20 protein-coding genes, 1 pseudogene and 1 riboswitch are annotated in these 21,453 nt (G+C 66.8%); of the genes and pseudogenes, 5 read left to right on the top strand and 16 right to left on the bottom strand.

The window, feature by feature from the left end:
* Nucleotides 1-31: 31 nt before the first annotated feature.
* On the bottom strand, nucleotides 32-799 hold the full coding sequence (locus A9J21_RS00215; protein WP_066730723.1) for an IclR family transcriptional regulator C-terminal domain-containing protein: 768 nt from the start codon (nucleotides 797-799) through the stop codon (nucleotides 32-34).
* A 146-nt stretch (nucleotides 800-945) separates the two neighbouring features.
* Between A9J21_RS00215 and A9J21_RS00210 the strand changes: the two are divergent.
* Nucleotides 946-1,782, top strand: a pseudogene (locus A9J21_RS00210) (sugar phosphate isomerase/epimerase family protein); the annotation flags it as partial.
* A 17-nt stretch (nucleotides 1,783-1,799) separates the two neighbouring features.
* On the opposite strand, the gene A9J21_RS00205 reads toward A9J21_RS00210, so the two are convergent.
* From A9J21_RS00205 to glmU, 3 genes are all read right to left on the bottom strand, one after another.
* On the bottom strand, nucleotides 1,800-2,690 hold the full coding sequence (locus A9J21_RS00205) for a DMT family transporter (protein ID WP_066730719.1): 891 nt from the start codon (nucleotides 2,688-2,690) through the stop codon (nucleotides 1,800-1,802).
* A 224-nt stretch (nucleotides 2,691-2,914) separates the two neighbouring features.
* Nucleotides 2,915-4,753 (bottom strand): glutamine--fructose-6-phosphate transaminase (isomerizing), encoded by a 1,839-nt coding sequence (gene glmS / locus A9J21_RS00200; RefSeq protein WP_066730717.1) that lies wholly within the window; start codon nucleotides 4,751-4,753, stop codon nucleotides 2,915-2,917.
* A 12-nt stretch (nucleotides 4,754-4,765) separates the two neighbouring features.
* Nucleotides 4,766-6,130, bottom strand: coding sequence for a bifunctional UDP-N-acetylglucosamine diphosphorylase/glucosamine-1-phosphate N-acetyltransferase GlmU (gene glmU / locus A9J21_RS00195; RefSeq protein ID WP_066730715.1), 1,365 nt, complete (start codon nucleotides 6,128-6,130; stop codon nucleotides 4,766-4,768).
* A 236-nt stretch (nucleotides 6,131-6,366) separates the two neighbouring features.
* On the opposite strand from glmU, the gene A9J21_RS00190 reads away from it, so the two are divergent.
* On the top strand, nucleotides 6,367-7,212 hold the full coding sequence (locus A9J21_RS00190) for a DUF6279 family lipoprotein (RefSeq protein WP_231906762.1): 846 nt from the start codon (nucleotides 6,367-6,369) through the stop codon (nucleotides 7,210-7,212).
* Between the two features lie 81 nt (nucleotides 7,213-7,293).
* Here A9J21_RS00190 and ttcA read toward each other — a convergent pair whose 3' ends face one another.
* The 3 genes from ttcA to A9J21_RS00175 all read right to left on the bottom strand — a co-directional run bounded on the left by ttcA (nucleotide 7,294) and on the right by A9J21_RS00175 (nucleotide 9,631).
* Entirely contained in the window at nucleotides 7,294-8,265 is a 972-nt protein-coding gene (ttcA, locus tag A9J21_RS00185; RefSeq protein ID WP_066730713.1) for a tRNA 2-thiocytidine(32) synthetase TtcA, read from the bottom strand.
* 133 nt (nucleotides 8,266-8,398) lie between these two features.
* Complete coding sequence (locus A9J21_RS00180) at nucleotides 8,399-8,797, bottom strand: dihydroneopterin aldolase (protein ID WP_066730711.1); 399 nt, start codon at nucleotides 8,795-8,797, stop codon at nucleotides 8,399-8,401.
* A 24-nt stretch (nucleotides 8,798-8,821) separates the two neighbouring features.
* Complete coding sequence (locus A9J21_RS00175; RefSeq protein WP_066730710.1) at nucleotides 8,822-9,631, bottom strand: SDR family oxidoreductase; 810 nt, start codon at nucleotides 9,629-9,631, stop codon at nucleotides 8,822-8,824.
* Between the two features lie 16 nt (nucleotides 9,632-9,647).
* Here A9J21_RS00175 and A9J21_RS00170 point away from each other — a divergent pair, with 16 nt between their 5' ends.
* Together A9J21_RS00170 and A9J21_RS00165 are read left to right on the top strand one after the other, a co-directional pair.
* A complete protein-coding gene (locus A9J21_RS00170) occupies nucleotides 9,648-10,826 on the top strand; it encodes a class I SAM-dependent methyltransferase (protein WP_066730709.1) in 1,179 nt (392 codons plus the stop codon).
* A 20-nt stretch (nucleotides 10,827-10,846) separates the two neighbouring features.
* Nucleotides 10,847-11,041: a DUF2905 domain-containing protein gene (locus tag A9J21_RS00165; protein ID WP_066730707.1), complete on the top strand. Its 195-nt coding sequence runs from the start codon at nucleotides 10,847-10,849 to the stop codon at nucleotides 11,039-11,041.
* Nucleotides 11,042-11,187: 146 nt separating this feature from the next.
* On the opposite strand, the gene A9J21_RS00160 is transcribed toward A9J21_RS00165, so the two are convergent.
* From A9J21_RS00160 to A9J21_RS00145, 4 genes are all read right to left on the bottom strand, one after another.
* The gene (locus A9J21_RS00160; RefSeq protein ID WP_066730705.1) at nucleotides 11,188-12,429 is read right to left on the bottom strand and encodes a multifunctional CCA addition/repair protein; all 1,242 of its coding nucleotides are present in this window, start codon (nucleotides 12,427-12,429) and stop codon (nucleotides 11,188-11,190) included.
* A gap of 2 nt (nucleotides 12,430-12,431) precedes the next feature.
* Nucleotides 12,432-13,121: a glutathione S-transferase family protein gene (locus A9J21_RS00155; protein ID WP_066730703.1), complete on the bottom strand. Its 690-nt coding sequence runs from the start codon at nucleotides 13,119-13,121 to the stop codon at nucleotides 12,432-12,434.
* Nucleotides 13,122-13,315: 194 nt separating this feature from the next.
* Entirely contained in the window at nucleotides 13,316-14,338 is a 1,023-nt protein-coding gene (locus A9J21_RS00150; protein ID WP_066730701.1) for a complex I NDUFA9 subunit family protein, read from the bottom strand.
* Nucleotides 14,339-14,424: 86 nt separating this feature from the next.
* Entirely contained in the window at nucleotides 14,425-16,392 is a 1,968-nt protein-coding gene (locus A9J21_RS00145) for a lytic transglycosylase domain-containing protein (RefSeq protein WP_066730699.1), read from the bottom strand.
* Nucleotides 16,393-16,493: 101 nt separating this feature from the next.
* Here A9J21_RS00145 and A9J21_RS00140 point away from each other — a divergent pair, with 101 nt between their 5' ends.
* Nucleotides 16,494-17,138 (top strand): 5-formyltetrahydrofolate cyclo-ligase, encoded by a 645-nt coding sequence (locus A9J21_RS00140; RefSeq protein ID WP_082926151.1) that lies wholly within the window; start codon nucleotides 16,494-16,496, stop codon nucleotides 17,136-17,138.
* A gap of 31 nt (nucleotides 17,139-17,169) precedes the next feature.
* Here the strand turns inward: A9J21_RS00140 and A9J21_RS00135 are convergent, their stop codons facing one another.
* The 5 genes from A9J21_RS00135 to ahcY form a co-directional block, all read right to left on the bottom strand.
* A complete protein-coding gene (locus tag A9J21_RS00135) occupies nucleotides 17,170-17,940 on the bottom strand; it encodes a Mut7-C RNAse domain-containing protein (RefSeq protein WP_066730697.1) in 771 nt (256 codons plus the stop codon).
* Nucleotides 17,941-18,006: 66 nt separating this feature from the next.
* On the bottom strand, nucleotides 18,007-18,369 hold the full coding sequence (locus A9J21_RS00130; protein WP_066730696.1) for a TfoX/Sxy family protein: 363 nt from the start codon (nucleotides 18,367-18,369) through the stop codon (nucleotides 18,007-18,009).
* Nucleotides 18,370-18,373: 4 nt separating this feature from the next.
* The gene (gene metF / locus A9J21_RS00125) at nucleotides 18,374-19,204 is read right to left on the bottom strand and encodes a methylenetetrahydrofolate reductase [NAD(P)H] (RefSeq protein ID WP_066730695.1); all 831 of its coding nucleotides are present in this window, start codon (nucleotides 19,202-19,204) and stop codon (nucleotides 18,374-18,376) included.
* A gap of 46 nt (nucleotides 19,205-19,250) precedes the next feature.
* On the bottom strand, nucleotides 19,251-19,598 hold the full coding sequence (locus tag A9J21_RS00120) for a phage holin family protein (RefSeq protein WP_066730693.1): 348 nt from the start codon (nucleotides 19,596-19,598) through the stop codon (nucleotides 19,251-19,253).
* A 140-nt stretch (nucleotides 19,599-19,738) separates the two neighbouring features.
* On the bottom strand, nucleotides 19,739-21,157 hold the full coding sequence (gene ahcY, locus A9J21_RS00115) for an adenosylhomocysteinase (protein ID WP_066730690.1): 1,419 nt from the start codon (nucleotides 21,155-21,157) through the stop codon (nucleotides 19,739-19,741).
* A gap of 143 nt (nucleotides 21,158-21,300) precedes the next feature.
* Nucleotides 21,301-21,373, bottom strand: a riboswitch (S-adenosyl-L-homocysteine riboswitch).
* Nucleotides 21,374-21,453: the final 80 nt, after the last annotated feature.

The raw sequence follows: 21,453 nt of genomic DNA, 5'->3' as shown, positions 1-21,453 counted from the left end.
GGCTGACGGCGCCTGAAGGCTACCCGCAGCCCTACAGCACGCGCATGATCGACAGCGCCGTGTCCTGCAGCACGTTCAGCACGCGCCCCAGCGCCTGCTCGGCTGTCTCGTCGCCAATCTGCATGTTGACCGACAATGCGGCGATAACGCGTCCGTGGCGGTCGCGCAGCGGCACGGCCACGCCGCGCACGCCGATCTGCAACTGCTGCTCCACCACCGCGTAGCCCTGCGCGCCGGCCTTGCGGATGTCCTGCAGCAGTCGGTCGTGCTGCAGGATCGTGTACGGCGTATAGGGCGTCAGCACCACGGTTTCCAGCCAGTTCCGCACGTTCTCCTCGGGCAGCGACGCCAGCATCATCACGCCGGCCGACGCCAGCGGCGCGGGCACGCGCGCCCCCAGCACGAAGCCCGTGCTCATCACGCGGCTGGTGCTGGTTCGCGAGATGAAGACCAGTTCCCAATCATCGAGCACGCTCAGATAGGCGGCCTCGCCCACGGCGGCCGTGATCTGCTGCAGGAACGGCTGCACCGCACGCGGCAGCCGCGCCGAATCGAAATAGGACCAGCCCACCTTGAGCACGCGCGGCGTCAGACTGAACAGCGTGCCTTCGCTGGTGGTGTAGCCCAGGTGCTCCAGCGTCAGCAGGTAGCGCCGGGCCGCCGTACGCGTCAGCCCCGTCAGCTGCGCGGCCTGCGTTGGCGTCAGCCGGGGATGGTCGTTGTCGAAGGCCTCCAGGATGGCCAGCCCCTTTTCCAGCCCGGCGATCCAGTCGCGCCGGTTCAGCGGTTCTTCGCTCATGGTGTAAACCCGTAGTCTGCGCGGCAGTCGATCCTGATGGCGCGATTGTCGCACGCAGCGGCGCGAATAGTGGTTGTTCGGTCTACGGGCGGCACCTAACCTGCCTCTGTCGCCGCCTTGCCACCGCTGTTTTCCATCCGATTGCCATGCGCCACCCTCGCCGCCACGCCACGTCCATCGCTACCGTCTCCCTGTCCGGCACCCTGCCGGAAAAGCTTGAAGCCGCCGCTGCCGCCGGGTTCGACGGCGTCGAGATCTTCGCCAAGGACTTGCAGGATTTCTCCGGCACCGCCGCCGACATTCGCCGCTACGCGGCGAGTCTGCATCTCGACATCCTGATGTACCAGCCGTTTCGCGATTTCGAGGGCATGCCGGCCAGCCAGTTCGACGGCAATATGGCGCGGGCGGCACAGGCGTTCGACGCCATGGAGGCACTGGGCACGGATCTGCTGCTGGTGTGCAGCAACGTGCAGGAAACCGCCAGCGACGATCCGGAACGCGCGGCGGCCGACCTGTGGCAACTGGCCGAGGCCGCCGGGCAGCGCGGCCTGCGCATCGGCTACGAGGCGCTGGCCTGGGGCCGTCATGTGCGCCACTGGCGCCAGGCCTGGGATATCGTCCAGCGTGCCGGCCACCCGGCGCTGGGCCTGATCCTGGACAGCTTCCACACACTGGCGCTGGCCGCGTCGCAGGACGAACCGGTGGCCGAAGCGCTGCGCGGCATCGACACCATCCCGGCCGAGCGCCTGTTCTTCGTGCAACTGGCCGACGCGCCCCGCATGGCGCTGGACGTGCTGTCCTGGAGCCGGCACCACCGCAATTTCCCCGGCCAGGGCGAACTGGACGTAGCGGCCTTCTGCCGGGCCGTGCAGCGAACCGGCTATCGCGGCCCGCTGTCGCTGGAGATCTTCAACGACGTGTTCCGCCTGACCCCGCCGTTGCCGGTGGCACGCGACGGCCTGCGGTCGCTGCAGTGGATCGAAGACCAGGCTGCCGGATATCAGGCCGCCACCACCGCCACCCTGCGCTCGTAGAACATCGCCGCCGTGCCGCCCAGCCCGCTGACGGCAATCGCGGCCACGCCCAGCAGTGCCCAGCCGTCGGGCACGTAGCCGAAGATCAACCAGCCGCCGATCATGGCAAACGCGATCTGCAGGTAGAGGAACGGCGTCAGCACGGCCACCGGCGCGCGCGAATAGGCCAGGATCAGGAACAGGTGCCCCACCGTGCCAGCCAGGCCCATCGCGCCCAGCAGCAGCCAGTGGATGCCATCGAGATGGCCGGCCCAGCCCAGCGGCAGGGCCAGCGTCAGCGCCCCCGTGGCAATCAGGCCGGTCAGGAAATGGGTGGTGCCTGCGCCGTCGGCGCGCGTCAGCACGCTGGTGATCAGCTGATAGGCGGCGCTGGTCACGACAATGCCCAGCGGCAGCAGCATGGCGGGCTCGAACCCCGCCGCGCCCGGCCGCACCACCACGATGGCCCCGGCGAATCCGAGCAGCAGGAAGGCCCAGCGCAGCACCGACACATACTCGCCCAGCAGCGCCGCAGCCACCACGGCAATCACCATCGGCGTCAGCATGGCGACGGCCGTCACCTCGCCCACGGGCAGGTAGCGCAGGCTGAAATAGACGCACACGCTCGACAGCAGCAGCGTGGCGGCGCGCAGCACCTGCAGCACCAGCCGATGGGTGCGCAGCAGCGTCCGGCCGCGCCGGGGCAGCAATACCGCCCCCGTCAGCATCATCTGCACCGCGTAGCGCGCCCAGAGCGCCATGACCACCGGCACCGTGCCACTGATGATCTGCGTCATCGTATCGAGCGTGGCAAAGCACGCCACGGCGGCCGTCATCAACAGCACGCCGTGCAGGGTGGTGGAAGCAGGGGAAGTCATGACAGCCGGGAACGGAAGCGGGAGAGGTTCCGCCAGCTTACCTGCGGCCGGCACTGCCGATCATGTGCCGCAATGGCAGTAATGAGTGCGTTGCCAGCGAATAATCGCCGGACGGAATCTGGTATGAGAACGTGGCAGGACAAAGACAAAGGCCGCCCGAAGGCGGCCTTTCTGGCGATGGCTCGCTGGCCCGGGGGCGCGATGGCGAGCCTTGGCGGCGGGAATTACTCCACCGTCACCGATTTCGCCAGGTTGCGCGGCTTGTCCACGTCGGTACCCCGGGCGCAGGCCGTGTGATACGCCAGCAGTTGCAGCGGCACAACGTGCAGGATCGGCGACAGCGCGCCGTAGTGCTCGGGCATGCGGATCACCTGGATACCGTCCGACGACTGGATATGCGTGTCCGAGTCGGCAAACACGTAGAGGCGGCCGCCGCGTGCGCGCACTTCCTGGATGTTCGACTTCAGCTTTTCCAGCAGCGCGTCGTTCGGGGCCACCGTCACCACCGGCATGGCTTCCGTCACCAGCGCCAGCGGGCCGTGCTTCAGTTCGCCTGCCGGATACGCCTCGGCGTGGATGTACGAGATTTCCTTGAGCTTGAGCGCGCCTTCCAGGGCAATCGGGTAGTGCAGGCCACGGCCCAGGAACAGCGCGTTCTCGCGGCGGGCAAAGTCCTCCGACCAGGCGATGATCTGCGGCTCCAGCGCCAGCACACCATGCAGCGCGGCGGGCAGGTGGCGCAGGTTGGTCAGTGCATCGGCTTCCTGCTGCTCGGTCAGGTGGCCGCGCACCTTGGCGAGCGCCAGCGTCAGCATGTACAGCGCGGCCAGCTGCGTCGTGAATGCCTTGGTCGATGCCACGCCGATTTCGGTGCCGGCACGCGTCAGGAAGCGCAGTTCCGTCTCGCGCACCATCGCGCTCGTCGCGACGTTGCAGACGGCCAGCGTATGCGTGTGGCCCAGCGAGCGGGCGTGGCGCAGCGCGGCCATCGTGTCGGCGGTCTCGCCCGATTGGGAGATCACCACCACCAGCGCACGCGGGTTCGGCACGGTGTCGCGGTAGCGGTATTCGCTTGCCACTTCCACCTGGGTCGGGATCCGGGCGATCGATTCCAGCCAGTACTTGGCCGTGCAGCCCGAGTAGTAGCTGGTGCCGCAGGCCAGGATCAGGATGCTGTCGATATCGGCAAACACCTGCGCGGCGCTCTCGCCGAACAGCTCCGGCGTGATGGCGGCGATGCCTTCCAGGGTATCGCCCAGCGCACGCGGCTGCTCGAAGATTTCCTTCTGCATGAAGTGGCGGAACGGGCCCAGTTCCACGGCGGCGGCATGCGCTTCCACCACGCGCTCCTCGCGCTGCACCTCGGCGTCATGCACGTCGCGGATCGTGGCGCCGGCGCGGGTCAGCTCGACCACGTCGCCCTCTTCCAGATAGATGATGCGGTTGGCGGTGCCGGCCACGGCCAGCGCATCCGATGCCAGGAACGACTCGTCGGTGCCCAGCGCCACCACCAGCGGCGAGCCGGCGCGCGCGCCGACCACCACATCGGGCTGGTCCTTCGCCACCACGGCAATCGCGTAGGCGCCATGCAGGCGCTTGGTCACTGCGCGCACCGAGCCGAACAGGTCGCCACGCGTGGCGCTGCTGGGGTACGTGTAGGCCTGGTGGATCAGGTGGGCCACCACTTCGGTATCGGTCTGCGACTCGAAACCGTAGCCCACGGCGCGCAGTTCCTCGCGCAGCGGCTCGTAGTTCTCGATGATGCCGTTATGCACCAGCGCAATGGTCTCGTCCGAGAAGTGCGGGTGCGCGTTGACGGTATCTGGCTTGCCATGGGTGGCCCAGCGCGTGTGGGCAATGCCCAGCTGGCCGCCCAGGCCCGACGACTGGGTCTGGGTGTCGAGGTCGGCCACGCGCGACACGGTACGCGCACGCTCCAGGATCGCGTCGCGCACCACGGCCACGCCGCAGGAGTCGTAGCCACGGTATTCCAGGCGACGCAGCCCTTCGACCAGGACGGGAACGATATTGCGGTGCGAAACCGCGCCGACGATGCCACACATAACTGAACCCCTTTATTTTTTCGGTTGCTTGACCGGACGCTGCCAGGCGTCGATCGTCATCTGTTTTGCGCGCGACAGCGTGAGCTTGTCGGCCGGCGCTTCCTTGGTCAACGTGGTGCCCGCGCCAATCGTCGCGCCACGGCGCACGGTAACAGGCGCCACCAGCTGCGTATCGGACCCGATGAAGACGTCGTCCTCGATCACGGTGCGGTGCTTGTTGACGCCATCGTAGTTGCAGGTAATCGTACCCGCACCGATGTTCACGCGCTGGCCGACGGTCGAATCGCCCACGTAGGCCAGATGGTTGGCCTTGCTGTGGCTGGCGATCTGGCTGTTCTTGACCTCGACGAAGTTGCCGATATGCACATCCTGGCCCAGCTCGGTGCCGGGGCGCAGGCGGGCGTAAGGGCCGATACGGCCATCCGGCCCGATCTTTGCTTCCTCGAAATGGCAGAACGGTTGCACGCGTGCGCCAGCGCCGACGGTGGTGTTGCGGATCACGCAGTGCGCACCGATGTGCACGCCATCTTCCAGGTGCACGCGGCCTTCGAACACGCAGCCTACGTCGATGGTCACGTCGCGGCCGCAGGTAAGCTGGCCCCGCACGTCGATGCGCGCCGGATCCAGCAGCGTCACGCCCGCTTCAAGCAGGCGTTGGGCGATGTTGCGCTGGTGGATGCGTTCGATCTCGGCCAGCTGGACCTTGCTGTTGATGCCCAGCGTTTCCCACACTTCTGCGGGCTGGGACGACACGATCTCCACGCCGTCGGTGGCGGCGCGCTCGATGGTGTCGGTCAGGTAGTACTCGCCTTGGGCGTTGTCATTGCGCAGCGTGGACAGCCAGCGGCGCAGGTGGCCAGTCGGGCAGACGATGATGCCGGTGTTGATCTCGCGGATGGCGCGTTCTTCGTCGCTGGCATCCTTCTGTTCGACGATGCGTACGACATTGCCGGCGGCATCGCGCACAATACGGCCATAGCCGGAAGGATCGGCCAGTTCGACGGTCAGCACGCCCAGGCGTTCGCCGCCGGCGGCCTGCACCAGGTGCTTGAGCGTGTCGGCCGACGTCAGCGGCACGTCGCCGTAGAGCACCAGCGTGGGCTGGGCGTCATCGAGCAGCGGCAGCGCCTGCATGACAGCGTGGCCGGTGCCCAGTTGCTGGGCCTGCTCGGCAAAGGCAACATCGTCGGCGCCCACCGCCTGGCGCACATGCTCGGCCCCGTGGCCGACCACGACGACCAGCCGGGACGGCGACAGCGTGCGGGCCGTGTCGAGCACGTGGGCCAGCATCGGTTGGCCGGCGACCGGGTGCAGCACCTTGGGCAGCGCCGAGTTCATGCGCTTGCCCATGCCCGCGGCAAGAATGACGATATTCACAAGGAGGTTCCTAAGTGAGTGTGTCTGAGAAAAAGCTGAAGAATCCGGGCCTGGGAGCACTGTGGCCGATGTGGCTGAACCGTTGCCACGACTGGGCTGGCGGGCGATTTGGCGGCCCCGGAAACATGCGCGCCGATTCTAGCACGCGGGCCTGTGCCGCATCGGGTCGATCACCTCGCGTTACCGTTGTTCACATTTGGTCACGCGGCGTTTTTGCATGGTTTGCAGCATTTACCATGATTCTGGCGTTGGCTGGATGCAACGCCATGAAGCTGGGCTACCAGCAGGGCGACCGCCTGGCGTACTGGTGGGTGGATCGTTATGTCGATGTGTCCGACGCCCAGGAGCCGCCCACCAAGGAAGCCATTGCGCGCTTCTTTGCATGGCACCGGCGCGCCCAGCTGCCCGAAATCGCCACGGTGCTGACGCGCGTGCGGGGCGAAGTCGGTGGCGAGGTCAGTCCGGCCATGGTCCGGCAGGTCCAGCAGGATTCCCAGCGCCTGGGCCGCCAGGCCTTTGACAATGCAGTACCCGACCTGGCCGACCTGATGCTGTCGCTGACGCCCGACCAGATCCAGCGGATGGAAAGCAAATTCGCCGAAAGCAACGCCAAATATCGCAAGGAATTCCTGAAATCCGACCCTGCGGCCCGCACCGACGCCCGCTTCGACAAGATCATGAGCTACGCCAAGCTGATCTACGGGTCGTTCTCCAATGACCAGGAACGGGCCATCCGGGACGCGATGGCGCCCTATATGCAGAGCGCCGACGCGCGGTACACCGAGCGCGTCAAGCGCCAGCAGGAATGGGTGGCCCTTGCCCGGGAACTGTCCACGACCCGTCCGCCCAAGCCCCAGGCCGAAGCCATGCTGCGCAAGTATGCCGACGACTGGCAACGGCCCGGCAGCGGCGAGCAGCGCAGTACCTCGGCCGGTGTGGACCTGACTGTCAGGATCGCCAATATGACCACACCCGAGCAGAAGGCGCATGCCGTCAAGCGCTTCGACGGCTGGATCAACGATACGCGTTCACTGATGGCCGAAAGCGGCGTGTCGCCCCAGGCACCCCAGGCCGCCAGGTAACCGCCAGCCGGCCTGGCCTCCATCAACGAAAAAGCCCCGGGCCATGCCACGGGGCTTTTTGCTCTGGCGCGACGGCGCGAATCAGGCCGCAGGCTGGCCCGCCGGCTCCGAAGCAGGGGCGGCAACAGGCTCAGAGGCTGCCTCGCCCGCCTTCTGGATCTTGTCGAAGCGCACGAATTCCATGCGATTCGGCTCGACGTTCCCGGTGAACTGAAGCGCCTGCTGGCTGAAGGTGGTCTCGCCGAACAGCGATGCCTCGTCGACCTTGGCCAGGCCGGTGGCCAGGCCCGTGAACGGGAACAGCTCGGTATCGGCCAGATGCGACGGCACCACATTGCGCAGCGCCGAGAAGATGTTGTCGATGCGGCCCGGGTGCTCGCGCTCCCACTGCTGCACCATCTCGCTCACCTTCTTGCGCTGCAGGTTTTCCTGCGAGCCGCACAGGTTGCACGGGATGATCGGGAATTCCATGGCGCGCGCGTACGACGCGATGTCCTTTTCCGCGCAATAGGCCAATGGACGAATGACGATGTGCTGGCCGTCATCGGTGGCCAGCTTCGGCGGCATCGCCTTCATCTTGCCGCCGAAGAACATGTTCAGGAAGAACGTGTTGACGATGTCGTCACGGTGGTGGCCCAGCGCGATCTTGTTCGCGCCCAGTTCCTTGGCCGTACGGTAGATCACGCCCCGGCGCAGGCGCGAGCACAGCGAGCAGGTGGTCTTGCCCTCGGGCACCTTCTCCTTGACGATCGAGTACGTATCGGCCTCGACGATCACATATTCCACGCCCGTCGACTTCAGGTACTCGGGCAGGATGTGCTCGGGAAAGCCCGGCTGCTTCTGGTCCAGGTTCATCGCGATCAGCTTGAACTGGATCGGCGCCCGCTTCTGCAGCGCCATCAGGACCGACAGCATCGTGTACGAGTCCTTGCCGCCGCTCATGCAGACCATGACGGTGTCGCCGTCCTCGATCATGCCGAAGTCGCCGATGGCCTTGCCGGTCTGCGACTGCAGACGGGTTTCAAGCCGATAGAAGTTAGCCGAGTGACTCATAAGACGTACCTGTAACGGGGCGGGCGCTGAATAATGGCCACGTCCCCGATAGAAATGCCGGAATTGACGGGGCGATATTCTACTGGACCGGCCCGTCCGGCGCTGTGCGCGTCCCGAGTCCCCCCGGCCTTCGTCAGGCCGGCTTGATGTGGAACACCTCCACGCCAACCGAATCGCAGTCGGGGTAGACGTCGGGCTTCTCGGTCGAAACGCGTACGGCGCGCACCTTGGGATGCTGCAGCATGGCGCGCGCCACGTCGTCGCACAACGTCTCCTGCAGGTGGATATGGCCCTGGGCCATGCGGGCCGCCACCGTGTTGCGCATGAAATCGTAGTCGACCACTTCCTCCAGCCGGTCGGCCTGGGGGGTGGTTTCGGACAGCGACACGAACAGGTCGATGTTCACCAGCACGCGCTGTTCGCCCTTTTTCTCGAATTCATGCACGCCGATGTTGATCTGCACTTCGTAGTTGCGCAGGAACATGCGACGGCAGTCTTGCAGGCTGGGATGGGAAAGGGCGGCAAAGGTCATGGCAGGGTCAATCAAGGTACGGCTTCATTCAGTCAGGAACATCACGTCGCGGGCCAGCGGCATCAGGTGCTGGCCTCCGTCGACGTACAGCGTGGTGCCGGTCACGGCGCGGGCCGCGGCCAGATAGGCCACGGCCTGGGCGATATCGTCGGGCGTGCTCGACTTGCCCAGCGGCGTCATGCCATGGGCCCGCACGAAGCCCGGGTCGGACTGGTCGCCGGACACCAGCGTGATGCCCGGTGCCACGCCCACCACGCGCAGGCGCGGAGCCAGCGCCTGCGCCAGCTGCACCGTGGCGGTCTGCAGCGCAGACTTCGACAGCGTGTACGACAGGAAATCGGGGTTCAGGTTGTTGAGTTTCTGGTCCAGCAGGTTGATCACCACGCCGCGCTGTTCGGTGTCGTTGCCGTCGGCGCCAAGCGCCTTGTGCATCTCACGCGCCAGCAGCAGCGGGGCCGCCACGTTCGTGCGCATATGGGTATCGAGCGATCCGTACGAGAAGCTCGTGGCCACGTCGTACTGGAACAGCGATGCATTGTTGACCAGGCAGGTTGGCGCGCCCAGCACATCCACGCAGGCGGCAACCAGCTTGCCCGTGGCGGCTTCGTCGGACAGGTCGGCCTGCAGCACGGCGGCACGGCGGCCCAGTCCGCGGATCTGCGCGGCCAGCACCTCGGCTTCGTCGCGCGACCGGTTGCAGTGGACGGCCACGTCCCAGCCCTGCGCGGCAAGCTCCAGCGCGATGGCGCGGCCCAGCCGGCGCGCCGCGCCGGTCACCAGCGCCACGCCGCGCGATTGGACGCCAGCGGCGCCCTGAGTATTCGAATCTGGCATTGCTACAATTCGCGGTATGCAGAAAGTCGCTAGTCTACCCCTTCCCTCCGCCGATGCGCTTGACGCGTCCAAGGCCCTTTCCATCGTTATCGGCGACGCCATCGCGGCATCGGACGGCTGGATCGGCTTCGACCGCTACATGGCGCTGGCGCTCTACGCCCCCCGGCTGGGCTATTACAGCGGCGGCGCGGCCAAGTTCGGGCGCGGCGCCGACGACGGCAGCGACTTCATCACCGCCCCCGAGCTGACCCCGTTCTTCGCCCGCACGCTGGCCCGCCAGTTCGCGCCGCTGATCGGCATGTCCCTGCCGCGCGTGATGGAATTCGGCGCCGGCACCGGAAGGCTGGCCGCCGACCTGCTGCTGGCGCTGGAGTCCGATGGCGCGCTGCCCGAGTCGTACAGCATCGTCGAACTGTCCGGCGAACTGCGCGCACGCCAGCAGGACACGCTGGCCCGGCGCGCGCCGCACCTGGCCGGCCGCGTGCAATGGCTGGACGCCCTGCCCGACAGCTTCGAGGGCGTCATCGTCGGCAACGAGGTGCTCGACGCCATGCCCGTACGGCTGTTCGCCCGTATCGGCGGCCAGTGGCACGAGCGCGGCGTGGCGCGCCAGGGCGATACGTTCGCGTACGAAGACCGGCTGCTCGATGCCGCCGCCGTGCCGGCGCAACTCCACGAGATGCCCGGCGACCACGACGTGGTCACCGAGACCCATGCCGAAGGCGAGGGCTTCACGCGTGCCGTGGGCGCCCTGCTCAGGCGTGGCGCGGCGTTCTTCATCGACTATGGCTTTCCGGCATCGGAGTACTACCACGCGCAGCGCGTGGGCGGCACGCTGATGTGCCACTACCGCCATCACTCGCACCCCGATCCGTTCCTGTACCCGGGGCTGCAGGACATCACGGCCCACGTCAATTTCAGCGGCATCGCCGCGGCGGCGACCGACGCAGGGCTGGCCGTGGCGGGCTTTGCCTCGCAGGCGCGATTCCTGATGAATGCCGGCATTACCGACCTGATGATGTCGCTGGACCCCTCCGATGCGCGCAACTTCCTGCCGCAGGCCAACGCGGTGCAGAAGCTGCTCAGCGAAGCCGAAATGGGCGAGCTGTTCAAGGTCATCGCGCTGACGCGCGATCTCGACGACGCGCTGCCGCTGGCCGGATTTGCTCGCGGCGACCGCAGCTACGCACTCTGACCGATCAACGGGCCATCACCATGTTGCGCTGGACCTTCACCATCTTCCTGTGCGTGATCGTGCTGTCTGCGGCGCTGCCGTGGCTGCAGAAGATCGGCCTCGGACGCCTGCCTGGCGACGTGCGCTTCCGGCTGTTCGGCAAGGAATATGTCTTGCCATTCGCGTCGACGATCCTGCTGTCGCTGGTGGCGCTGGTGATCGGGAAGATCCTGTAGGGCTGCACGGCTTGAAACGCCCGCCCTCTCCCTGAGCCTCTCCCGCAGGCGGGAGAGGGGACGCGCCCCCGGCATTCTGCGTAACCCACGGTTTGCTCCCCTCTCCCGCCTGCGGGAGAGGGGCCGGGGGAGAGGGCAAGCGGATCTTAGTCCGACAATCCCAGCTTTTCCGCCACCGCCGCCACGCGCGCCTTGTGGACCTTGTCCTTGATCAGGTCGACACGATCCGCGCACGTCTTCGCAATTGCCCCGGCATCGACCGATGCCGCCGCATCCCGGGCCGCCAGCAGCCGCGCGGTCTGCGGATAGTCCCGATCCTCGAATCCCAGCCGGCCACGGGCATCGGCCTCGCATGCCTGCAGCGCTTCGGCAAACCGGTCGGGCTTGCGCAGCGCGTCGCTACGCTCCACCAGCCGCGTCAGCGCCGCCGCACCGAATTCGTCCGAACGATGAATGTTGCCGTGCTCGCGTGCCACCAGCAGCGCCAGTTCGCGGCAGTCGTTCGGCACGCGCAGGCGCTTGCAGACCGCTTCCAGCAGGTCCACGCTGCGCTGCTCGTGGCCGATATGGCGCGGCAGCACGTCTTCCGGCGTGGTGCCCTTGCCCAGGTCATGGGTCAGCGCCGCAAATCGCACCGGCAGCGACGCACCCTGCGCGGCGGCGTAGTCGACCACCATCATCACGTGCACGCCGGTATCCACCTCGGGGTGGTAGTCGGCGCGCTGCGGCACGCCCCAGAGCCGGTCCAGCTCGGGCAGCAGCCGCGCCAGCGCGCCGCATTCGCGCAGCACGTCGAACATGCGCGATGGCCGGGCTTCCATCAGGCCGCGCGCCAGTTCCTGCCAGACGCGCTCGGGCACCAGCGCGTCGACCTCGCCCATTTCCACCATCCGGCGCATCAGCGCCACCGTTTCGGGCGCTACCGAAAAATCATGGAAGCGCGCCGCAAAGCGTGCCGCGCGCAGGATGCGCACCGGGTCCTCGGCAAATGCGTCGGACACATGGCGGAACAGCCGCGCCTGCAGGTCCTGCCGGCCGCCGTACGGATCGACGATCGGGCCCACCAGGTTGTCTTGGCCGTCCACGGCCTGCGCCATCGCGTTGATGGTCAGGTCGCGGCGCACCAGGTCATCTTCCAGCGTGACATCGGGCCCGGTGTAGAACGCAAACCCCTTGTAGCCGACGGCCGTCTTGCGCTCGGTTCGCGCCAGCGCGTATTCGGCCCGGGTCTGCGGATGGAGGAAGACCGGAAAGTCCTTGCCCACCGGCTTGTAGCCGGCGGCCTCCATCTGCTCCGGCGTGGCACCCACCACCACGTAGTCGCGATCCTGGCTCGGCAGGCCCAGCAGTTGGTCGCGGATGGCCCCGCCGACGGCGTACACCTGCATGATCAGCCCGTGACGATGATCGCGTCGGCCCGTTCAGGCTGCGTGCGGTAGGGTTCGTCGGCCGGCACGAAATCGCGCTCCTCGCGGGCGCCCGCCACCCATTCCTGCATGGCCGGCAAGGCCAGGATGAAGTCGGCGTACGCCTTGGCGGCCTCGGGCAGGTGCACGCCATAGGTGGCAAAGCGGCTGACCACGGGCGCGTAGAACGCGTCGGCAATCGTAAATTCGCCAAACAGGAACGGCCCGCTGGCGCCGTAGCGCGCACGCAGGTCGGTCCAGATCGCGGCGATGCGATCCACATCCTGCTGCACGGCCACGTTCCAGCCCAGGCCCGGCAACACGGCGGTAGCGTTCATCGGCATCTGGCTGCGCAGGTTGCCGAAGCCCGAGTGCATCTCCGCGCAGACCGACCGCGCCGTGGCGCGTGCGGCCACGTCGGCCGGCCACAGCGTCTTTTGCGGAAACCGTTCGGCCACATATTCGGAAATCGACAGCGAATCCCACACGGTCACGTCGCCGTCGATCAGTGCCGGGACCTTGCCGGCGGGCGAATAGCGGGCGATCTCGGCGCCGAAATCCTTCGTGAACAGTCGCAGCGGAATTTCCTCGAATTCGATGCCGGCGTGGCGCAGCAGCAGCCACGGCCGCAACGACCAGGACGAATAGTTCTTGTTGCCGATGACGAGCTTCATCGTGAATTCCTTGGGGGCGGAAACAGAGGCAAACGAAAGGCGAAAGCCGGATGACGCGGGCGCCGGCATGCCGCCAGGCGCCCCGAGCCACACATTCTATCGGCCCGGCGCACGGCCTCCAAATGAAATGCGCTCGCAAGGCTGTGAGCGCCAATCACATCGGCGCAAGTTCCGTGCCCCCGGACGATGGCGCTTCAGCGATGCACGCTGCCGCGCATGGACTGGAAGAACGTGTCGCGGCTGCGCCCGGCCAGCACGTCGGTCATCACGACCTCCAGGCTCACGGGATGCACGCCAAGTTCCTCCGCCATGGGCTCGCCGAGCACGTTGTCCAGCCGCATCGAATCGAGGTTGTCGCGCGACAGCACCGCGCCGCCCGGCATGTGTTCGAGCACGGCGGCCTGCATGCGCGCCAGCGCGTCGGGCAGCGCGATGATCGGTCGCGGATGCCCCGACGCCCGGCCCGCGAACTTGACCAGTTCTTCCAGCGTGTACACCTGCGGGCCGCCCAGTTCGTAGGTTTGCCCGACCGTCGACCCATTGGCCATCGCGTTGACAAAGGCCTGCACCACGTCCATCACGAACACGGGCTGGAAGCGCGCATGGGCGCACGCCAGCGGTACCACCGGTGCCATCTGCTGCAGCTGGGCGAACAGGTTCAGGAAATGATCGTCGGGGCCGAACACGACCGACGGCCGGAAGATGGTCCAGTCCAGCCCGCTCTCGCGCACGATGCGCTCGCCCTCGCCCTTGCTGCGCAGGTACATCGACGGACCCTGCGTGTCGGCGCCAAGCGCGCTCATGTGGATCAGGCGGCGAACGCCGGTACGGTTGCAGGCCTCAACCAGCTGTCGCGGCAGGTCGACATGCGCGGCGGCAAACTGCGGCCCGTACGGGTCGGCGCGGTCGCCGTGCAGGATGCCCACCAGGTTGACGACGATGCCGTCGACACCCAGCGGGCCGATGGCGTCATCGAGCGAGGCCGCATCGGACAGGCCAAGTTCGGCCACTTCCACACGCGGCAGCAACAGCAGGTGCTGCGCATGTTCGATGCTGCGCGCCCCGACCACGATGCGGTCGGGGGCAATGGGACTATCGGGATTGGTGGCCGGATCGAGCGGCGCGCCGGAGGCGGATGCCGCGCCAGCCAGGCGGGACACGAGGTGGCTGCCGATGAAACCGGCGCCCCCGATGACAAGGACGTTGCTGGTCTTCATTCTGGGCTCCGTGACGTTTCGTGTGACGCTTGCGTGATGCACGCGTCCCGAGGGTCACGGAGCCAGCGCCCCGTCCCGATGCAGGGTCAGGGCAGGCTGGTCGTCGTGACCGAGGACGGCGCGACCACCCCGAGCCGGTCTTTCAGCGACTGGGGACGGCCACTCATCAATGCAGCATAGTACGTAGCGTTGGAAAGCACATTCTTGACATACGTTCGCGTTTCCGTGAACGGGATCGTCTCTGCAAAGATCGCGCCTTCCACGGGCCGCGACAGGCTCGAACGCCACGATTTCGGGCGTCCCGGGCCGGCGTTGTAGCCGGCCGAGGCCAGCGTCCATGAACTATCGAGGTCCGTCAGTACCATGCTCATGTAATTTGTACCGAGCAGGATATTGATGTTCGGATCGCCCATCATCGACGGCGAGAAGTCGGCCATGCCGATCTTCTTCGCCACGTATTTGGCCGTGGCCGGCATCACCTGCATCAGGCCGTGCGCACCCGCCGACGACCGCGCGTTCATGATGAAGCGCGATTCCTGGCGGATCAGGCCGTACGCCCAGGCCATGTCCAGGCCCACATCGTCGGTGGCGCGCTGCATGATGTCGCGATACGGCATCGGGAAACGCTGTGCGAAATCATGTTCGGCCTTCGTACGATCCGACGTGTTGACCGTGCGATCCAGCAGCTCGACCTTGCGCGCGTACTCGGCGGCGGCGATCAGCTCGCGGTCGCTCATGCCGCGCAGTTCCCAGTTCCACTCGCGGTTGCCCTCGAAGCGCAGGTTCAGGTCATAGAACTTCTGCGCGCGGACAAAGCCCGGGCGCGTGCGCATTGCCATGGCCTCGGCGTCGCTGACCGTGGTGCGGGCCGGCAGCGTGATCCGGTTGCCCAGTTCCTCGCTGGCCAGCTGGCCGTAGAAGTTGAACTGGCCGGCAATCGACTGGAATTGCGCCTGTGCATCGGCGGTGCGGCCGTCAGCCTTGAGCGCGCGGCCGTACCAGTACGTCCAGGCCGGGTCCTTGGCACGCAGCTCGGCACGCATCAGCTCGACCGACTGGCGCACCTGCTTCCAGTCGCCCTGGCGCAATGCGGCGCGTACGCGCCATTCCTGCGTTTCGTCGGACAGCCACTGGTTGCCGCCCAGGTCCATCTGGCGGCGGTAGTAGCCGGCCGCTTCCGGCATCAGCTTCTTGGCGGCGTACTGGCCAACCACGCCCCACGCGGCACCCTGCTCGTCGCGCGACAGGCCGCCGGCAATGGTGTTCAGGTAGGACGCCGCCTGCGACGGGTCGTTGCGGGCCATCTTGACCACGGTGGCCAGCGAATCGCTGTCCACGCGTGCATCGGGCACGGCGGCCGCAATCTTCGCAGCCAGCGTCGTGTAGTTCTGCTCCAACGCCTGACGTGCCTGGAACGCCACGTCGCTGCGCTGGATCTGCTGGCTCTGCGCCAGGTAGCTCACCAGGTCCACGCAGCCGTCGCCGTAGTAGCGCGGATCCACCAGCGTGGCGCGCGCCTCGGCGGCCACGTTCTGGCCCTTGAGCGCCTTCGACAGCAGCGCGTAGCACTCCACCTGCGTGTCGTCCTTGAGCACGAACTGGGGGTACTGGATGTCGAAGTTGGCCCAGTCGCGTTTCTTGCCCAGCACCAGCAGCCAGTCGTTGCGCATGCGGTCGGCAATCGCCTCGCCCTGGTAGCGCTGCAGGAAGGCCGCCACTTCGGCGTCGGGGGCGTCGATGCGCGCCTGGCCGCCGGTGTCGAACATCTGCGGCTTGATGCGGAAGTATTCGACGTACGAGGGGATCGGGTAGTCGACCAGCGTGGCCGAAATGGCGGCGGCGCGGTCCACGTCATTCTTGCGGGCCGCTTCGCGCAGCGCCACGAAGGCGTCGTCCGGGTTGGACGGAATCATCGTCGGCGCAGCCGGCTGCTGCGGGGCCGGACGCGACGGTGCCGGCTTTTTCTGCGCGTACGCCGGCATCGCCAGCACCGCGCCTGCGAACGCAAGCCAGGCGATGCGGCCGGCCCGGCGCAGATATACTCCCTTCGACATTCTTGGCTATCCCTTATGTGGTGGCACGTGCCCATTCACGAAGACAGGCACGCATCCTTCATTTGTCTCTGATTGTCTGATCGCGGTCATTATTGCACGCCATGCCCCCATCCCAAGCCCCGGACAACGGGCCTGACGCCCGTCAATTCCACGCTGGCACGGACCAGCCTGCCGACCTGCCCGCAGACCCTGCCGATGACCGCCGCGCCCTGCGCCGCGACCTGCTGGCGCGGCGTGCCGCGCTGCCCGGTCGCGCCGCGTCCGATGCCGCCATCGACCATGCGCTGGGGCCTCTGCTGGAACGCCTGGGCATACGGAAACTGGGGTTTTACTGGCCGATCCAGCAGGAATTCGACGCGCGCGGCACGGTGGCCCGCTGGCTGGGCGCGATGCCCGGCCGCGTGGCCGCCCTGCCCGTGGTCTCGGCCCCGGGCACGCCGCTCGATTTCCATCTCTGGACCCCTGACACGATGATGCGCGCCGGCCACTACGGCATTCCGGTACCCGATGGCACCGAAGCCGTGACGCCCGACGCGCTGCTCATTCCCTGTGTCGGTTTCAGCGCCAACAAGTTCCGCCTCGGCTACGGCGGCGGCTTCTACGACCGCACACTGGCGGCCCTGGCCGGCCTGGGCGCCACCCCCATCGCCATTGGCATCGGCTTCGGCGCCTGCGAGATTCCACTCGTGGCGCAGGCGCACGACCTGCCGATGGACTGGCTGGTCACCGAAGCGGGGGTGCGGTAGCTCGCGCGGCCACCTGGTCGTCGCCTGGCGGTCAGCCTGGCGCGGCGTCCGGGGCTGGCACCGGGTCGCGGGTCAGCCCATCCACCAGTTCGCGCATCCGTCTCCAGTGCGAGCCTTCCCAGAACACCCTGCGGCATTGCGGGCACGTGACAAAGCGGTCATGGCGCTCGAAAACGCCGTCCGGCACGCGGCCCTGTGCGTCGGGCTTGTCGATCCGCTGCAGCGGCACGTTGCAGGTCAGGCATAGCGAGAACGGCCGGGCGCTGCGCGCCAGGTCAAGCCGCGCGAAGATCTCCTGCGCCTGTGGCGTCGACTTGATCGCCCGCACGTAGCAGCCGTGCGTGATCTCGCGGCGCTTGAGCAGTTCGCGGTCGCGCGTCAGCACGATGCGCTGCTCATCGGCCGCGATGCGGGCAATCTCGCTGTCTTCGAAGTGGTTGTCGTAGAGGGTGTCGAAGCCGCTCATGCGCAGCAGGTGCGCCAGGCCGCCCAGATGGGCATCGGCGATGAAACGAATGCTGCGCAGCGGATGCTCGCGCACGCGCAGCAACGGCGTGACATCGAGCGATTCGAATTTTGGATAGACGGCTACGCGGTCGCCGTCTTCGACGAGGCGCTCGAACGGCGCCGATTCGCCATTCACCAGAATCAGCTCCACCTCGGTATGCGGCACGCCCAGCGCCTCGATCATGTGCTTGACCGTGGCGGCGCGCGCACAGGGGCACGACAGGTCCCGGCGGCGCTGCGATGGCGCCAGAAAGTCGTTCAGTTCCTCGTAGAAACGGAAAGTGGCGGTGACCATGGCGGCGAGTATGCCACCATCGCCCGGGGGCTGCCGATCGCTGGCGACACGGCCATGCCGGTCTGCCTACCGGGCATTCCCAAGCCGCAGCGCCGCCTCCACCGCCATGCGCGCCCACGGCGTCATGGCCGCTGGCGACTCCAGGCACGCTGCCGGCAGGCTCAGGTAGTGACGCATCGTCACTTCGCGCCGGGCCGACTGATAGCGGAACGGCTCGCTGCCCTCGGCTTCGAACCGGGCCAGCGTGGCATCGTCCGCCTTCAGGTAGCACTGGCCGCCGCTGACCAGCGCAAACATCAGCCCGTCGTAGAACAGGCCGTGCCCGCCAAACATCCGCCTGGCCGTGACCGGCCCGATGCTGGCCGCCAGCGGTGCCATCAGCTCCAGCAGATGCTCGATGAACGGGTCCGGGCGGCGCGCGGCGGGCATGCGCTCAGAGCTTCAGCCGTTGCCAGATGGCCTTGGTGGCGCCAGCCGTATTCAGCGTGTAGAAGTGCAGGCCGGGCACGTCCGATGCCAGCAGGCGCTCGCACAGCGCCGTCACCACGTCCAGGCCGAACGCGCGGATCGACTCCTTGTCGTCGCCAAACGATTCGAGCCGCTTTGCCACCCAGCGCGGCACTTCGGCGCCGCACATCTCGGAAAAGCGCATCAGCTGCGAGTAGTTGGTGATCGGCATGATGCCCGGCACGATCGGCACTTCCACGCCCATCGCGCGCACGTCGTCGACAAAGCGGAAGTAGGCGTCGGCGTTGAAGAAATACTGCGTGATGGCCGAATTGGCGCCAGCCTTCACCTTGCGCACGAAGTTGTCCAGGTCGTGGCGCGGCGAGCGGGCCTGCGGGTGGTACTCGGGATAGGCGGCCACCTCGATGTTGAACCAGTCGCCCGTCTCGGCGCGGATGAACTCCACCAGCTCGTTGGCGTAGCGGAATTCGCCGATCTCGCCCATGCCCGAAGGCATGTCGCCGCGCAGCGCCACGATATGGCGGATGCCGCCGTCGCGGTAGGTCTTGAGGATGTCGCGGATGCTCTCGCGCGACGATCCCACGCACGACAGGTGCGGCGCCGCCTCGATGCCCTCGCGCTGGATTTCCAGCACGGCGTCGAGCGTGCCCTGCTGCGTGGTGCCGCCGGCGCCGAACGTTACCGAGATGTACTTCGGCTGCAGCGGAGCCAGCTGGGCGCGCGTGTTGCGCAGTTTCTCGGCGCCCTCCGCCGTCTTGGGCGGGAAGAATTCGAAGCTGTAGTAGCGATCAGTCATGGTTGGCACGCCGCACGCGCGGCGCCCCGAAAAATTTCAGTCGCGCTTAGTCCCGGCCGCCAAGCAGTACGCTGGCGAGAATCGTCGAGATCACGCTATAGAGAATCGAGCCAAGCAGCGCGGAGCCAAACCCTGCCACGACAAACCCCTGCAGCAGGTTGCCGACAAACAGGAACAGCAGCGCGTTGATGACGAAGATGAACAGCCCCAGCGTCACCAGCGTCACCGGCAGGGTCAGGATGACCAGGATCGGCCTGATCAGCGTATTGACCAGACCCAGCACCAGTGCGGCAACCATCGCCGCGCCAAACCCGCGCAGTTCGATACCGCTGATCAGGTAGCTCACCAGGAACAGCGAAGCGGCGTTGATGATCCAGACGGCCAACAGTCTCATCGGGACTCCTTGATATGGGATGACATCGGAACTGTGCGACCTGGCGAAGCCCGCCGCGCAGTTGGCTCAACGCCCTCTCCCCGGCCCCCTTCCCGCCAGGCGGGAGAGGGGAGAAAGACGCGGGGAGAAAACCGGGCCGATCAGTAGCGGTAGTGGTCGGCCTTGTACGGGCCTTGCTTCTGCACGCCGATGTAGGCCGCCTGCTGCTCGGTCAGTTCGGTCAGCTGTGCGTTCAGCTTCTTCAGCTGCAGGCGGGCCACCTTCTCGTCCAGGTGCTTCGGCAGCGTGTACACGCCCACCGGGTACTTGCCGCTGTCGCGCTCGGCCCACAGTTCGATCTGGGCGATCGTCTGGTTGGCGAACGAGCTGCTCATCACGTACGACGGGTGGCCCGTGGCGCAGCCCAGGTTCACCAGGCGGCCCTTTGCCAGGATGATGATCTTCTTGCCGTCCGGGAACTTGACGTGGTCCACCTGCGGCTTGATCTCGTCCCATTCGTACTTCTCGACCGAGGCGATGTCGATCTCGTTGTCGAAGTGGCCGATGTTGCAGACGATGGCCTGGTCCTTCATCCTGGCCATGTGGTCATGCGTGATCACGTGGTAGTTGCCCGTGCAGGTCACGAAGATGTCGCCGTGCTCGGCGGCGTAGTCCATCGTCACCACGCGGTAGCCTTCCATGGCGGCCTGCAGTGCGCAGATCGGGTCGATTTCGGTGACCCACACCTGGGCCGACAGCGCGCGCAGGGCCTGGGCGCTGCCCTTGCCCACGTCGCCGTAGCCCGCCACGATGGCAACCTTGCCGGCGATCATCACGTCGGTGGCGCGCTTGATGCCGTCCACCAGCGATTCGCGGCAGCCGTACAGGTTGTCGAACTTGCTCTTGGTCACCGAGTCGTTCACGTTGATGGCCGGGAACTTCAGTTCGCCGCGCTGGGCCATCTGATACAGGCGGTGCACGCCCGTGGTGGTTTCCTCGGTCACGCCGCGGATGGCTTCCAGGTTGCGGCTGTACCAGGTGGCGTCCTTGGCCAGCTTTTCCTTGATGGCGGCGAACAGGTAGGTTTCTTCCTCGCTGGTCGGCTTGCTGATCAGCGATGCATCCTTCTCGGCGCGGGCACCCAGGTGCAGCAGCAGCGTGGCGTCGCCGCCGTCGTCCAGGATCATGTTCGGCGTGCCGCCGTCGGCCCAGTCGAAGATGCGGTGGGTGAAGTCCCAGTATTCCTTCAGCGACTCGCCCTTGAACGCGAACACCGGCGTGCCCGATGCGGCGATGGCTGCGGCGGCGTGGTCCTGGGTCGAGAAGATGTTGCACGAAGCCCAGCGCACATCGGCGCCCAGTGCCTTGAGCGTCTCGATCAGCACGGCGGTCTGGATCGTCATGTGCAGCGAACCGGCGATGCGGGCGCCCTTGAGCGGCTGCGCGGCGGCGAATTCGTCACGAATGGCCATCAGACCCGGCATTTCGGTCTCGGCGATGGCGATTTCCTTGCGGCCCCAGCCGGCCAGGCCGATATCGGCGATCAGGTAGTCTTGCTTCAGGTCAGTCACAGCGTTCATGTTCACTCCGATGTAAGAGTGGCGCATACGCGGGACGGGAGACGGTTCAGGCCCATGACTTTGGGGCCCGGGCCGCGTCACGGATTGCCTCCAGTGAGGCCATGACGGGCAGACAGGTCGACTCGCGCCCCGTGCGAACCACGGAACAGCGAGCGCCGTTGAGACATTCCGAGCCTGGCGGATGGCAGGGCATCCGTTGCAACGCTCCTCGGAGTGGCGGTATTGTAGCGTGCCTGTCCGCGCCGAGCGGGCAGAAATACCAGAATTTTTCCCGCTTTTTTGTTTCCGACTGTTCC

It is taken from the genome of Cupriavidus sp. D384 (genome assembly GCF_001652915.1).
Lineage (GTDB): Bacteria > Pseudomonadota > Gammaproteobacteria > Burkholderiales > Burkholderiaceae > Cupriavidus.
The sequence above is the reverse complement of the archived record's forward strand: the minus strand, read 5'-3'. Positions and strand labels throughout refer to the sequence as shown.

Excerpts from the sequence above, each read along its gene's own strand:
- A9J21_RS00165 (WP_066730707.1), top strand. The coding sequence starts at position 10,847 with ATGTTGCGCTGGACCTTCACCATCTTCCTGTGCGTGATCGTGCTGTCT.
- ahcY (WP_066730690.1), bottom strand. The coding sequence starts at position 21,157 with ATGAACGCTGTGACTGACCTGAAGCAAGACTACCTGATCGCCGATATC.
- A9J21_RS00190 (WP_231906762.1), top strand. The coding sequence starts at position 6,367 with ATGATTCTGGCGTTGGCTGGATGCAACGCCATGAAGCTGGGCTACCAG.
- glmS (WP_066730717.1), bottom strand. The coding sequence starts at position 4,753 with ATGTGTGGCATCGTCGGCGCGGTTTCGCACCGCAATATCGTTCCCGTC.
- A9J21_RS00180 (WP_066730711.1), bottom strand. The coding sequence starts at position 8,797 with ATGACCTTTGCCGCCCTTTCCCATCCCAGCCTGCAAGACTGCCGTCGC.
- A9J21_RS00120 (WP_066730693.1), bottom strand. The coding sequence starts at position 19,598 with ATGAGACTGTTGGCCGTCTGGATCATCAACGCCGCTTCGCTGTTCCTG.
- A9J21_RS00130 (WP_066730696.1), bottom strand. The coding sequence starts at position 18,369 with ATGCCCGCCGCGCGCCGCCCGGACCCGTTCATCGAGCATCTGCTGGAG.
- A9J21_RS00215 (WP_066730723.1), bottom strand. The coding sequence starts at position 799 with ATGAGCGAAGAACCGCTGAACCGGCGCGACTGGATCGCCGGGCTGGAA.
- metF (WP_066730695.1), bottom strand. The coding sequence starts at position 19,204 with ATGACTGATCGCTACTACAGCTTCGAATTCTTCCCGCCCAAGACGGCG.
- A9J21_RS00145 (WP_066730699.1), bottom strand. The coding sequence starts at position 16,392 with ATGTCGAAGGGAGTATATCTGCGCCGGGCCGGCCGCATCGCCTGGCTT.
- A9J21_RS00205 (WP_066730719.1), bottom strand. The coding sequence starts at position 2,690 with ATGACTTCCCCTGCTTCCACCACCCTGCACGGCGTGCTGTTGATGACG.
- A9J21_RS00135 (WP_066730697.1), bottom strand. The coding sequence starts at position 17,940 with ATGGTCACCGCCACTTTCCGTTTCTACGAGGAACTGAACGACTTTCTG.
- A9J21_RS00170 (WP_066730709.1), top strand. The coding sequence starts at position 9,648 with ATGCAGAAAGTCGCTAGTCTACCCCTTCCCTCCGCCGATGCGCTTGAC.
- A9J21_RS00150 (WP_066730701.1), bottom strand. The coding sequence starts at position 14,338 with ATGAAGACCAGCAACGTCCTTGTCATCGGGGGCGCCGGTTTCATCGGC.
- ttcA (WP_066730713.1), bottom strand. The coding sequence starts at position 8,265 with ATGAGTCACTCGGCTAACTTCTATCGGCTTGAAACCCGTCTGCAGTCG.
- A9J21_RS00160 (WP_066730705.1), bottom strand. The coding sequence starts at position 12,429 with ATGCAGGTGTACGCCGTCGGCGGGGCCATCCGCGACCAACTGCTGGGC.
- A9J21_RS00175 (WP_066730710.1), bottom strand. The coding sequence starts at position 9,631 with ATGCCAGATTCGAATACTCAGGGCGCCGCTGGCGTCCAATCGCGCGGC.
- A9J21_RS00155 (WP_066730703.1), bottom strand. The coding sequence starts at position 13,121 with ATGAAGCTCGTCATCGGCAACAAGAACTATTCGTCCTGGTCGTTGCGG.
- A9J21_RS00140 (WP_082926151.1), top strand. The coding sequence starts at position 16,494 with ATGCCCCCATCCCAAGCCCCGGACAACGGGCCTGACGCCCGTCAATTC.